The sequence below is a fragment of the Candidatus Finniella inopinata genome (assembly GCF_004210305.1).
Classification (GTDB): Bacteria; Pseudomonadota; Alphaproteobacteria; order Paracaedibacterales; family CAIULA01; genus Finniella; species Finniella inopinata_A.
On the sequence record NZ_SCFB01000003.1, the window covers coordinates 26,852 to 40,140 of the forward strand.

Annotated in this window: 11 protein-coding genes and 1 tRNA gene; 5 read left to right on the forward strand and 7 right to left on the reverse strand. The window is 43.5% G+C overall.

What is annotated here, in order from left to right; translation table 11 throughout:
* Window positions 1–307: 307 nt before the first annotated feature.
* A complete protein-coding gene (gene istB, locus EQU50_RS01830; RefSeq protein ID WP_130153461.1) occupies window positions 308–1,129 on the reverse strand; it encodes an IS21-like element helper ATPase IstB in 822 nt (273 codons plus the stop codon).
* A gap of 21 nt (window positions 1,130–1,150) precedes the next feature.
* Window positions 1,151–2,680 carry an IS21 family transposase gene (gene istA, locus EQU50_RS01835; RefSeq protein ID WP_420886594.1) on the reverse strand — a complete coding sequence of 510 codons (1,530 nt, stop codon included), beginning with the start codon at window positions 2,678–2,680 and terminating at the stop codon, window positions 1,151–1,153.
* 372 nt (window positions 2,681–3,052) lie between these two features.
* Here istA and EQU50_RS01840 point away from each other — a divergent pair, with 372 nt between their 5' ends.
* Window positions 3,053–3,799: a hypothetical protein gene (locus tag EQU50_RS01840; protein ID WP_130153463.1), complete on the forward strand. Its 747-nt coding sequence runs from the start codon at window positions 3,053–3,055 to the stop codon at window positions 3,797–3,799.
* A gap of 4 nt (window positions 3,800–3,803) precedes the next feature.
* Here EQU50_RS01840 and EQU50_RS01845 read toward each other — a convergent pair whose 3' ends face one another.
* Window positions 3,804–4,934 (reverse strand): flagellar motor protein MotA, encoded by a 1,131-nt coding sequence (locus EQU50_RS01845; protein WP_130153464.1) that lies wholly within the window; start codon window positions 4,932–4,934, stop codon window positions 3,804–3,806.
* Between the two features lie 141 nt (window positions 4,935–5,075).
* On the opposite strand from EQU50_RS01845, the gene EQU50_RS01850 reads away from it, so the two are divergent.
* The gene (locus EQU50_RS01850; RefSeq protein ID WP_130153465.1) at window positions 5,076–6,416 is read left to right on the forward strand and encodes a sodium:proton antiporter; all 1,341 of its coding nucleotides are present in this window, start codon (window positions 5,076–5,078) and stop codon (window positions 6,414–6,416) included.
* Complete coding sequence (gene bcp, locus EQU50_RS01855; protein ID WP_130153466.1) at window positions 6,401–6,862, forward strand: thioredoxin-dependent thiol peroxidase; 462 nt, start codon at window positions 6,401–6,403, stop codon at window positions 6,860–6,862. Before EQU50_RS01850 ends, bcp begins: the two co-directional genes overlap by 16 nt.
* 43 nt (window positions 6,863–6,905) lie before the next feature.
* Here the strand turns inward: bcp and EQU50_RS01860 are convergent, their stop codons facing one another.
* Both EQU50_RS01860 and EQU50_RS01865 read right to left on the reverse strand, forming a co-directional pair.
* Window positions 6,906–8,846: an alpha-amylase family glycosyl hydrolase gene (locus EQU50_RS01860; RefSeq protein ID WP_165380294.1), complete on the reverse strand. Its 1,941-nt coding sequence runs from the start codon at window positions 8,844–8,846 to the stop codon at window positions 6,906–6,908.
* 35 nt (window positions 8,847–8,881) lie between these two features.
* Window positions 8,882–10,396: a porin gene (locus tag EQU50_RS01865; protein WP_130153468.1), complete on the reverse strand. Its 1,515-nt coding sequence runs from the start codon at window positions 10,394–10,396 to the stop codon at window positions 8,882–8,884.
* Between the two features lie 277 nt (window positions 10,397–10,673).
* Here EQU50_RS01865 and lpdA point away from each other — a divergent pair, with 277 nt between their 5' ends.
* Together lpdA and EQU50_RS01875 are read left to right on the forward strand one after the other, a co-directional pair.
* Window positions 10,674–12,071, forward strand: coding sequence for a dihydrolipoyl dehydrogenase (lpdA, locus tag EQU50_RS01870; protein ID WP_130153469.1), 1,398 nt, complete (start codon window positions 10,674–10,676; stop codon window positions 12,069–12,071).
* A 20-nt stretch (window positions 12,072–12,091) separates the two neighbouring features.
* Window positions 12,092–12,164: transfer RNA gene (locus EQU50_RS01875), tRNA-Thr, on the forward strand.
* Between the two features lie 15 nt (window positions 12,165–12,179).
* Here the strand turns inward: EQU50_RS01875 and EQU50_RS01880 are convergent.
* Together EQU50_RS01880 and EQU50_RS01885 are read right to left on the reverse strand one after the other, a co-directional pair.
* Window positions 12,180–12,647 carry a GNAT family N-acetyltransferase gene (locus tag EQU50_RS01880; protein WP_130153470.1) on the reverse strand — a complete coding sequence of 156 codons (468 nt, stop codon included), beginning with the start codon at window positions 12,645–12,647 and terminating at the stop codon, window positions 12,180–12,182.
* Window positions 12,648–12,657: 10 nt separating this feature from the next.
* The gene (locus EQU50_RS01885; protein WP_130153471.1) at window positions 12,658–12,936 is read right to left on the reverse strand and encodes a type II toxin-antitoxin system TacA family antitoxin; all 279 of its coding nucleotides are present in this window, start codon (window positions 12,934–12,936) and stop codon (window positions 12,658–12,660) included.
* Between the last annotated feature and the right edge of the window lie 353 nt (window positions 12,937–13,289).

Genomic DNA, 13,289 nt, shown 5'->3' on the forward strand with positions numbered 1-13,289 from the left:
TAATTAGAATAGTTTTATGAAAAAAGAGGATATGAATGCCCTAGAGGGGCTTTCGCGAAGAAATGACTTTTAATATCATAGCCATGGAATATTTATCTTGTTAAGAAGTCCGTATTTTTTTTGTACATCAATTTTAAGCGAGCGGGCAACTTTTTAATGCGTATTCCGGCGAATTCGAACGGCAATTCTGGTTTTATCCGAATGGCCGTTCCGGTTTAATTCGAACAGTGAATCCGGTTTTATCCGAACGCGGATTCTGGTTTAATTCGAATACGAATCAAAGAGAAGCGAACTCTCCGATTTTATCTCATTTTTTCACCCCTTCATTGTTTGTGATTTCCGTTGTGTCATGCAAAGGACCCTCGATGTTTTTTTGTTTGGTGTTTTCCTGATCCTTTTCTTTACTCCTCACTTTTCTCATAGATTCCCCTTTAATTTCAAGCCTATAAGAATTATGAACCAACCTATCGAGGATAGCATCCGCTAACGTCTCATTTCCTATGGTTTCGTGCCAGAGTTTGACAGGAATCTGACTGGTGACAATCGTAGAGCGTTTATCATGTCGGTCATCCAAAACCTCCAATAAGTCACGGCGTTGCTCATCTGTCAGAATAGACAATCCAAAATCATCTAAAATTAAAACCTCCGTTTTAGCAAGTTCACTCATTCTTTTTCCATAACTCCCATCCCCCTTTCCAAGCTGCAATTCGCTAAGCAAGCGACTGAGGCGGCAGTAATGAACTTTATAACCTTGAAGGCAAGCCTTGTGGGCCAGAGCACAAGCCAAGAATGTTTTCCCCGTGCCACACGGCCCAACAATCAAAATATTATGATGAGAAGCAACCCATTGGCATTGAGAAAGTGTGGCCAACAAAGATTTGTCTAGGTTACGCTGACATGAATGGTCAATATCTTCAAGGCAGGCCGTCTGCTGTAGTTTGGCACTGCGCAAGCGTGCCTGTAATTGCCTGTTTTCCCGGGCGATGACTTCTGTATCAACCAACAAGCCAAGACGTTCTTCAAAGCTCAGCTGCGTTATGGTTGGTTGCTCCAGCTGTTCTTTAAAGGCTTTTGCCATAGAATGAAGACGAAGTTTTTGAAGGTTGTAAACAATTGGATTCAGTAACATGAAAGGGTCTCCTTTTTTAGATTATTTAAAGTATTTTTGGCCACGAATATATTCGTGAGAATCAGAGAGGCTATTGACTTCTGAGGACGAGGATAAAGACTGTTGATCCATCTTGTTCTTCAAAATAGATTCAACATTTTTGTAACTGTGGCCTCCTATCTCTAAAGCCCTTTTACAAGCCAGCTCTAAACGGTCTTCACCGTAACTCTTGCCGAGCCTTAAAATCCCAAGACACGTGCGAAACCCCTGTTGAGGATGGGCGCGTGAAGCCATGATGACTTCTATCAATTTTGCCGTTGCTTCCCCCGTTTTCTTGGCCCAAGAAACAATTCGTTCGGGTGTCCATTCCACCTGTGCTTGATGAGCTTTTGGCATGTGCAGAGTATTTGTCGTATATCCGTTGGCACCATAACTTCTGACATGGGTCGCGACACATTTATTCTGACAAAAAATTTCAACAATCGTCGGTCCATAGCGAACATAGAGAGATTCCTTTGCCAAGGCATAGGGAACACTGTAAAAATGCTTGTCTAACTCAATATGGTAGTTGAAGCCGGCTTTAACTTTTTTCCACTCGGCGTACTCATACCGAGTTGTTGGAAGGGATTTTAATGCCTGTTTCTCAAGGTCTTGAAAGTGGCTTAAACGGGATCCTGGCAGTTTTTGGAAAGGACGTCGGTTTAAGACATCCAAAAGTGGCTGAATAGCTTGGTTTAACTCGCTCAAGCTAAAAAAGGTACGGTTACGAAGCTTGGCCAGAATTTGTCTCTCGACTTGTTGGACTGCATTCTCAACTTTAGCTTTATCCTTCGGACTTCTTGACCTTGTTGGAATAATTGCGACGCCGTAATAAGAGGCCATATCTTGATAGGTTGGGTTGATATCAGGTTCGTAAAGATGCGCCTTATGGACCCCACTCTTTAAATTGTCTGGCACAACAATCTCTGGACAGCCACCATAATATTCAAACGCATTCACGTGAGACTTGATCCAGTCTGCAAGCGTTTGGGTCCATGTGGCCTCCACGTAGGTAAAACTGGACGCACCAAGCGCAGCTACAAAAATCTGTGCTTCACCGACTTCCCCTGTCGACGTATCCGTTACAACGGACATCGTTTGACCGGCATAATCCACAAAAAGTCTCTCTCCTGCTTTGTGGGTCTGGTGCATCCAGACATCAAGTGTTGAATTACGCCATCCTCGGTAAACGTCGCAGAACTGGCTGTAGCTAATCCCTTGGGGGTACTTTTCTTTATACTCACTCCATAATAATTGTAACGTAACATGCTTGCACTTGAGTTCTTTATGAATATAAATGCAATCAATCTCTCCCCGTTGTTCTTTATTGATTTTTTGAGCAGGCGGATACAGCTTGATCTCCAACTCTTCGTCGCCTAGATTGTCGGGCACAGGCCAGCTTAAGTTAACTGCTTTTGCCCTCTTGACGCCTTCAACCGCCGTACTCGCGCTAATGCCAATGCTCTTGGCTATCTCCTGGTAACTACATCCACAGCTGTACCGTAAACGTAAGATTTCTCTGATCTTTCTCATTGATATGTGACTCCGTGACATGGGCTGTTCCTTTCATGTTTTGTTGAACAAAAAAAGGATACAGCGTTCATAAAACGCGTTTTATAACCAAAGGTCTCCTTGATACAGGAGGTCAAAGGCCATCGCTTCGTCTTGGAATCGTTATTCGATTTAAACCAGAATCACTGTTCGATTTGAACCGGAATCACTGTTCGAATTGAGCCGGAATCACTGTTCGGTTTGAGCCGGAATCACTGTTCGGTTTAGACCGGAATACGCATTTTAATCTGATTTCTGGTTTATTTTGTTGACGTTGGTCTATAAAAAACCCTAAAAAAACACTGCATTTAGAGCAGTTACAAATCGTTTTTTTTATACAGAGTACAAAGAGTAATGTTTTTTAGTAAAAATAGAGTAATTGAGTTCGCAATCCTTTTTTTTATGATATCGACTGCAGGATTAATGGGCAGTGAAGGTGATGTGTCCTTAGATATCACTCAACCGGGAGATATAGAAAAATCCCATAGCACACCAATAGTTCTTGGGGAAATGAGTGACGCTGAAACCTCAGTTTCTCCTCATTCAGAGATTCTCTCTAAAGAAATCTCAGAGCAAAGGGATGAGAGCTTCAGAGGTCTTGATTGCTTGCCAATCATAAGGGTGGAAAAGACAGATTCTAATTTAAAGTTAATCAGACAAGCGCAAAAGATAGGCATTCTTTTGGCTCCGGTTTTGGAGGCTGGGGTCGACATAATGCCTGTTGTATTAGCTTGCCTAAGCAATCAATCTTCAGAAGTGGCTTCGGCTTCTTTTATTCAAAATGTTACTTATACAAGCATTTATGGAGGATGCCTGCTTAAAAATGTGTATGATGTATTCTATCGAGACCAGCTTCACGGAGCCGTTTTATTGACGTTCATGTGTTTGACTAACACAGTCAGTGGTGCTGCTGCTACGTTTAGTTCTTGGCAATATCGCGAAACCTCTCAACAAGGTTACAGGATAGCGAACATAGCTTTAAATACAGTATCCGGTTCTGTTGCTTTCGTTTCGAAAATAGTGGCCAGGCGAAATCAACTTTACAAATGGTGGTATGGCGAGGAAATGCCATCTTTTATAAGGATTTACGCTTCCTCCTAAACCCTTAAGCTGCGACCTCTTGATCGGCAATGGCCGACAAGGTTCGGGCGATTACCCGAATTTCTTGTCGTAATTCTTGGGTTTGACGGTTGCGCCCTTCAATGGTTTCCTCCAAGAGCTTCGTCATGGTTGTATCAAGACTGCGAAGCTGCGCGGCTTTGCCTTGACTTGCCTGTTGATGTTGCTGAAGCCAATCCTTAAAACCTTCTTGTAAATCCAATTGGTTGTGGGTGATTGTCTTAATGATGGCTTGGTGGGCAACCATCTGCTCAGCCATTTGTGTCAGTTTTTCGCTTAAAACCTGCACAGCTTTCACTAAATTCACCCGATTATCTTCACTACGTTGTAAATGGTTATGCAAATTGGCCATCCCTTCGATTGTTTGTTCCAACAAGCTAAGACTATAGGTGGGGCCGTTATAAGCTGTAGTTTTCTCTATTCCCGAGCCAGAGCGAGTGATCGCAATTAACCGTTCTTCAAGCTTTTGATAAAATCCGGCGCAGGCTTGCCCAAGTTGCAGATCCATGAACCCTAAGACCAATGACCCTGCCAACCCAAACAAAGACGAGCTGAAGGCAATTCCCATGCCATCCAACGGCGATTGAAGTCCTTGTTTTAATTGGTTGAAGGCCTGCAGGGCATCTACACCCTCGGGGTTCAAATGATTCACAACGCCAGCAATCGCACCAATGGTTTCTGACAAGCCCCAAAATGTCCCGAGCAAACCTAAGAAGACCAATAATCCCATCAGATAACGATTTACACTACGACCTTCTTCCAGCCTTGCATCGACACTGTTTAAGACGGATTGGGCTGTTAATGTCGTCAGGCCAGCCTGATATTGAGGATCGTTAAGAATGATAGTCAAAGGGGCCAGGATATAGGTTTTTTGAGGAGGCATAAACGACGCACCCTCCTGGGTACAATTTTCCAGCCACGTTTGTTCCTGGTAAAGGCGCCAAAGCCGATAAAAACTTGAAATAATCCCAAACGCAAAACAGACGGCAATCACCACATTTAAAACTAAGTTGTGCGCAAAAATTCGAATCAATGGTTTTGACAAAACGACGGCCGTTGCAAGGACGACACCTAGAAAAACCACTTTTTTAAGGAAGACACGATGAAGATAGGTCATGAAAAACTGTCTTATTTGGAATATTTCCATAAGGTTAGCTGAAAATTCCCTTGGCCAAAACTGTTTTGTTGTGTCCCTCAAAGTGCTGATGCGCTATTTTGAAACCAGTGTGGTACGATTTAAAATGGAAGATGAGAAATAATGGAAGCTAGTCTTACCCCGCCCTTATGGCTTGGCCTTCCTTTCATTGCCGTCTTAGTTTTGATGACAGCGGCGCCTTACGCAATACCGCGTCTGTGGCATCAGTTTGAATCCAAAATCCTTTTTGCTTTGGCTGTATCCTCTATGGTGGGACTTGGTCTCGTGATTGGGTTTTCAACTGCCATCCATGAACTTGCCCACGTTTTGATTCAAGATTATGTCCCGTTTGTTATTTTATTGTCGTCTTTATATGTCGTCACAACAGGCTTGCACGTTGATTTAAAAACAAAAAGCACCCCTTTTAAAAATACAGCGTTTTTAGCGATTGGTTCCTTATTGGCCAGCGTTGTGGGCACAACAGGGGCCTCGATGATTTTGTTGCGTCCTTTCATTACGATGAACAGCGACCGACATTACAAAACCCACAGCATTATTTTCTTCATCTTCTTAGTGGCTAACATTGGGGGATGCTTAACACCGATTGGCGATCCGCCCTTGTTTTTGGGTTATTTAAACGGGGTCGACTTCTTTTGGACGCTGCAGACTCTAGCGCAACCTTTTATGGTGACGATCGCTATTTTGTTGGGGTGTTATTTCTTGTTGGATTCTTATTTCTTAGGGCGTGAAACGCCCGCTTTAGAACATTCTAAAGTTCCAGGAAACTTTGGTTTAACAGGGAAAATCAACCTGTTACTTTTGCTTGTCCTCATAGGGGTCATTGCAGGTTCTGGGGTTTGTACGCGGTGTTATGACGACTTACCAACGATACTCATTATGGGCCAGACTGTCAGCCTGGTTCAAATCCTAACGAATGCCAGCCTAATCATTTTGGCTTGTCTTTCATATCTTTTGACGCCAAAACACATTCGCCATAAACAGCACTTCTCGTGGAGTCCCATTCGGGAGGTGACCCTTTTATTCGCGGTTATTTTTGTGACGATCATTCCTGTGAATCTGATGCTCCAAGCTGGTCTGTCAGGACCGCTTCACCAAGTTCTAAGCCTAACGCATGGATCATCCCCTGCTTTAATTTATTTTTGGTTAACTGGTCTTTTTTCAGCCTTTTTAGACAATGCGCCCACATATTTATTGTTTTTCAAAATGGCAGGGGGCGATGCACAAAACCTTATGACATCTCAGGCACCCTTATTAATGGCGATATCTCTAGGCTCAGTTTTTATGGGCGCCATCACTTATATTGGGAATGCCCCCAATCTTATGGTTCGCACCCTTGCTAAACAAAGTGGTATTGCTATGCCTGGATTTCTTGGTTATATGGTTTGGTCATGTGTTATTTTATTACCCCTCTTTTTAGGAGTTAGCTTATGGATGTTCTTTTAGACGTTGGAAGTCAGGCCCCGGATTTCAGCTTAATGGCTGATAACGGCGACCATGTAACCTTATCCCAGCTTAAAGGGGAAAAAATTATTTTATATTTCTACCCAAAGGACGATACGTCGGGATGCACTCAGCAGGCCTGCGATTTTAGGGACCATCAGGCGGAATTTGCAGCCAAAGGGGCGGTCATTTTGGGCATATCTCGCGACAGCAACGCCAGTCACCAGAAGTTTAAATCCAAGCACACTTTAAATTTCCCCTTATTAACAGATGAGGATGGTAAGGTATGCGAGGCTTATGGGGTCTGGAAGGAGAAATCGATGTATGGCAAAACGTACTTTGGTATTGATCGATCGACCTTTTTGATCGACGAGAATTTGTGCATTCAAAAGATTTGGCGAAAGGTCAAAGTGACAGACCATTTTCAAGAAGTTTTGAAAGCGTTGTAAGAAACAATGGGGGCGACCAGAACCCCCATCCTAGCAAGCTAAATCAAGTCGTCACTTTCGTTGGAATTGAAGTTTCTGCATTCGCAGCCTGAGTGGTTGTGGTTTCCTCTATAGTTGTTTCTGCAAGAACTGTGTATTGAAGCGAAAGACCTGCAGGAAATCTTATGGGAAGAGATTGCAAGGGATTGATTAACCCTTGTGCTTCGTATGATTGCTTGTTCAACAGCATATTAAAACCATCGGGGCGAGCTTGCCAATTTCCTAACAAGGGGTGATTACCCACAACAAAATATCTTTGTTCTGACGGTTTTTTCACTTTGTACTGAAAACCCACTTTAAAACTCTTTTGGTCTGTTGAGTCTTGCAAATATAAAAACGCCGCATTTCTGGCGGGAACAGTAAGGGTTAGGCCAGGAATGATGTAGGGGGTTTCCGAGCTATCTTTGTAATTGCCATTGGGAATATAAAAGGGGAGGTGAGCGTTGTCTCGAAGATCAGTTGGGGTTACGGTATAGTTTGCGGTTCCTTTGTTGATAACGGCAAAACCATATTGGCGTCCTATCAGCAGGACATCATCACTCAAGGCCTTTGTATATTCGTGGGGCGCGTTCTTTTCGTCCATGCGAGCTCGAAAGTGGAGACTTCGCGAGATTAAACCGGATGTGTCCTTCTCGTCTTCGAAACGTAAGATAATGGGAGAACCATCTCGTCTGGCTAATAAATACGAGATCGCCAGCTGGGAGTTTAGAATATTCTGGGGGTTTTGACGGCTTGTATGCAGTTCGTCAGCATCTTTGGGGTCGTCAATTGGATAAAACTTAGAAATTTCTCCCGTCGCGACACCTGGATATGTGTCATGTGTGACTGAAAAAGTAACCGTTGGAACATTTCCCATAGCATTTGGAATGACAAGTGTTTTCATCGATTGACCCAAAGCAAAAGAGTCTGTGATGGTGCCCATCATCACGAAGTCTCCCAGTGGAGCAAGCGCAAGATAGGGATCTAAGGAGCTATAATTTGTATCCCAAACCTCTCCATAGCCGCACATAGAAAAGTCTTTAATTTCAGTTTTTAAAGTTTTGAGAATCGTTTGAAATTCATCTGAAGCAATATGCCTCATCGCATCGAAACGAAAACCTGTAATTCCAAGGTTATGAAGTAGCTTTAAATAACCAACGATCATTTTTTGCACTATGGGATTGCCCGTATTAAGGTCTGGCCCCCAATCCCATGTATCCTGACCAAGCTTAAATTCTGGACCAGGGTTTGCATGGAAGAAATCGTCGGGAAAATTTAAGCCAGACAATGCAAAAGTATTGGCACTGGCATTATAAGCAATAGGGTGAAAGTCTGAAATTACCATGTCTTTAACCTCTTTAGAGGGGCCCCCATGATCAAAAGCAGCATGATTCAAAACGGCATCAGCAATAATTCCAAGCCCCACTTTCTTGGCAGCTTCGATAAGGGTTTTCAAATCTGTAAGCGAACCATAACGACCATTCCCTACGTGATATCCAATGACGCTGCCATCACTTAAGGTTATGCCATATTGTGAACGCAAATCCGCGCCTGGTTTCTCTAAAACTGCAGAAAGCTCTTGCTTGTAAGCATTGCCTAGGACACAGACATAAGGCTGATAGGCCAGATACCATATATCCCCTTCGTTTGCTGTTGAATGACTGAGGGTTGAGTGAGAGGGTTTTGATAATTGCGGTGGTGATATTTGCACATGAGTGTAACCTCTGGCTTTAATACCCCCTAGTCGTTTGATGATCGGGGTCATATCCTCGTCATCAAAGGTTTTCTTTCTGTCTATTTCCTGACAATAAGGAAGATCAAACGCATGGTAAATCCTTTGAAACTTTTGTGTTCGGTCAAAACAAAAAGATGGGCCATCTAAGGTCGCCAAATTGCTTGCGTCCACTGAAAATGGAGACGTTAAGAGAGCAAGCAATAATAAATTTTTTATGTTGTTATTTTTCACAAATTTTCTCCTTGGTGTTCCTTTGGTAGTCGTCATTAGAATCGATACATGAATGACATCTGGAACCGTTTTGCGATGCCGTTTTGACCATTGATTGTTGTTCGTCTTGCATGGGTATATTCCACACCCATCTCTAAAGCCGCTCTTGGTTTATACAGTAAGTTAACGGTGACTTGTTGAATGCGGCGGTTGACGAAGGCAACGTCGTTAGAATATTGGCCAATTCCATCCGTTGCCAAGCTGTCGTAAAGGGCAGTCTTTCGACCTTGGGCGAGCGTTCTCAAAAAGCGTGCATTATTCACTTGGCTGACGCCGGCGATAAAGTTAGACCGCAGATGATCTGTCCAGTAGTGTTCATACCCTAGAATGATACCTTGCCCGAATTGAACGGCATGGTTCTTTGTGGTGGCGTCATAGGCCAAAGCTTGACAGGGCAAGTCAAAGATATAATGTCCAATACCTCTGCCCGCGCTGTAGTTAAAGAAGATAGAATTAGAATTTGTTACAAATAACCGTGTGGATACACCCAAGCCCCAACCGACATCTTTGATGCTTGTTGTCTTATCAGGGCGAATCATGAAATAACGAGCTAACCCACGGAAAGCAATGTGACCAACCCCTTTCTTTTCAAACCGCAGTTGCGTTACAAAATTTGGTAAAGGTGAGATGCCACGGCTTTTGGGAACAACGCGTGTGTCATTTTCTAATTGTGTGACAACAGGAACGTTCTGATTTGTGAAAGAACCTGATGGGCCATTTGTTGTGAGATTTTGACGACCATTATATTGCAGATAATCTGTCGTTGCGGCTTCTGCGGCAATCATTAAACGGCTGGACCCATTTTCAGGCACTAAGAAAGGATTGTACCAAGTATAACGAACCATGGGCAACCGAATCTGGCTGTGGCCGGTGACGCCGTTATGAATAAGCGTATAACCGTTTGCTTCGCGATCCGAAAAGGTTGTGGCAGTTTGACCAAACAAGAAGCCACTTGTTTCTACGTAAACTTCTCTTAACCGGAAGCAAATGCTGTTCAAGGAGATATAATGACGCGTGGTTTGGTTTCCGTCACCAAAATAGTTGTTGGCAGCAAAGTCGCCTTCTAGGAATGTCTTAATTTCACCAATTCTTGTTTCGCTGATGGTTGAAATATTTAAGTTGCTTTGGCGAACAATAAATTTTGTATTGCCATTCATGCGCGAAGCAATAGAGCTCTTTGGAGCAATTGTTGGGGCCTCAAAAGGATCGCCGCTTGGAGCCGTCATATCATGGTAGCCATCAAATTTAACCATGCCACCTATCAACACCCACGTGTTGTTATTGGGCACTTTCCATCCTTTGCTAATTTCAATGCGGTGATTATCTTTAGGCACGTTGTCCCAGGGGTTGTTGCCCTTTTCCCACTCGATATCTGTTTGCGAAACTTGTTCACATGATGTCATGTGACCATTTGCAGAGGTTGATCGTGCGTGTCCCAGTTGAGTGAATAAACTTGTTAGGCACAAAACTGGAATGAAGGCGTTCAGAAGACGAATGGCAGGTCTGGCCATAAAAAGATTCCTTTCAGAATTTCATAGAGTACGAGAGTCCTTAATGAATAGAATAGCTCAATTTAAGGAAAAATAAAGAAAAATTTTATGTATTTTTAACATAATTTTAACTTTAATAAATAATTAATTTTTAATATCCAATTAGGATACGGTTGAAATAGTTAATTTTTCGTTAATTTTTCATATAAAATAAGGAAGCGCACAAAAAAACTTTTGCTACAGAACTTTTCTCCTTTTATGGTGAACGTATTAGCGACATCTATTGAGAAGTTTAAGAATGAGTGCGTTTGATCTGGTAATCGTCGGTAGTGGCCCAGCAGGTTATGTAAGTGCCATCCGAGCAAGCCAATTAGGGTTCAAAACAGCGGTCGTTGAGCGCGACCAACTGGGTGGAATCTGCCTAAATTGGGGATGTATTCCAACCAAAGCGTTGTTGAGAAGCGCCGAAATTAAACATCTTATTGATCATGCCCAAGATTTTGGGTTCAAAATTGATACGTATCAAGTTGATCTCAATAAAATTGTCGAGCGGTCTCGCCGCGTTGCGAATCAATTGGCGGGTGGTATTCATCACCTGTTAAAGAAAAATAAGGTCACCGTCTTTAAGGGGTATGCTCAGTTAGAAAAACCAGGTTTACTGCAGATCAAAGCTGAGGATGGCAAGGTTGAAACCATCACGGCTGACCATATTATTTTAGCAACAGGGGCTAGAGCGCGTTTATTGCCTAATATGCCAACCGATCATCCACTGGTATGGACGGCGAAGCAGGCAATGGTCCCAAGCTTTTTACCCAAGTCATTATTGATTGTTGGCTCAGGGGCGATTGGCATAGAATTTGCCAGTTTTTATCGCACCATGGGCAGTGAGGTTACGGTGGTTGAAATGCAAGATCGCATTCTTCCCCAAGAGGACGAGGAAATTTCAGCCCTAGCGCAAAAGTCCTTTGAAAAACAGGGGATGCAGTTTCTTTTAAAGACCACCGTATCAAATTTAGATGCCGGAGAAAAAACTGTTAAGGCGGTTCTTGAATCGGCTGATAAGCCTAAGAAAACCATCGAAGTTGACGCCGTTATTGTGGCCATTGGCGTGGTGGGGAATACGGAAAACCTGGGGCTTGAGCATACAAAAGTTAAAGTTGACCGAGGGCAAATAGAAGTTGATCAGTGGAGCGCCACGGCTGAACCCGGCATTTATTCTATTGGTGACGTGGCAGGAGCCCCTTGGTTGGCCCATAAGGCGTCTCATCAAGGCATCATCTGTGTAGAAAAAATTGCTAAGCTTGATCATGTTCACCCCCTAAAAGTGAATAATATTCCCGGTTGCACGTACAGCTTGCCCCAAATCGCCAGCATTGGATTGACAGAGGCGAAGGCGAAGGCCGAGGGTTTTGATGTAAAAGTCGGGCGTTTCCCGTTTATGGGGAACGGAAAGGCGATTGCCATGGGGGAGGCGGAAGGCTTAGTGAAAACTATTTTTGACGCCAATACCGGTGAGTTCTTAGGTGCCCATATGATTGGAGCCGAGGTGACAGAGTTGATTCAAGGATTTGCGCTGGCTAAAAGCCTGGAGACCACGGAAGCGGAAATGATGCATACCATTTTTCCGCACCCCACCTTGTCGGAAATGATGCATGAATCTGTTTTGGACGCGTATGGACGCGTGATTCATTTTTAGGTAGAGTGGGTGCGCATTCGGCTGAAGTAGCTCAGCTGGTAGAGCAACTGATTCGTAATCAGTAGGTCCCAGGTTCGATTGCTGTCTTCAGCAATGATGCCCTAGGTTCTACAAATACAGTATTCCTGGGTTGATAGGGGACTCAAGTAACCCATTCGATAAATAAAACCGCCTAGCAGGTTGGGATAAGGCGTGCACCAACAGGGCAGAAACACCAGCAATTTTTGAAGCCTGCAGGGAACGCTGAACAGCATTGCGTAGCAAAGCTCTGCCAATGCCTTGATTATGATAAGCCTTATGAACGGCCACTCGGCTCAAGACCAAAACGGGGATTGGGTCAACCTCTTTACGTTGTTCCTTTGGCGCTTGCGTATGTCCAATTGCTCCCGTCGCCAGGCAATAATAGCCTAAAACTCTTTGGTCATCGGCTACCACGTAGGTGCGTGCGCGTTTTGCAAGTTGATCTCTGAAGGCGACCTTTTTCAGGTATTCATTGAGGGAAGGAACTCCACAGTCGAATCGGGAAATCCTATGTTCTTCAGTGATGGGCGCGGGCGGGGATAAACGCGTGTTCATTCCCATATGGTCACTCCCAAGGGGCTTTCGTTTGAATCAGGCGGTTCAGTCGTTCAGTGGGCTCAAGCGGATTGTCCAGCATGGTTTGCAGTTTGGCGAAATCCTTGGTATCAAGGGAAAAATACGTCTGCTCAAGCAAGATGATTTCCGCCTCGCGACACGACGCCTCCAACATAAAGTCTGATCGGCTGCGGCCAAGTCGTTCAGCTGCTTGGTCAATAAGGTCTCGCTGATGAGCCTTTGCGCGGATACTGATGGCAACAGGTTCCTGGGGTTTTTTATATGTCATAAGCGTCTTTATGTGTTCAATTTAAATTACAAGTTACACTTTTGTATATCTTTTTCAAACACAAAAATTAAAAATTGTATACAAATGACATACAAACGACATGCAAATTCCTTCACATTTCCAATCTATAGGTTATTCAATGGGCTCGTTAAAAAAGCAACCATTTGATTATTCCTAGCTTCTATGCTCTAAGTATCCTTATTGAGTTTTTTAATAGAAGATATTATAAAATGAATGAAATTAAAGAGGTTAGTCAGTCAGTAAAAGATCTTTCTCTCCATGGCGATTGCACTGACATCTCCTCAGCCTAGTTTTTAAAATTACGGTTTCTGCTATTTCCCAAACTTTTGTAG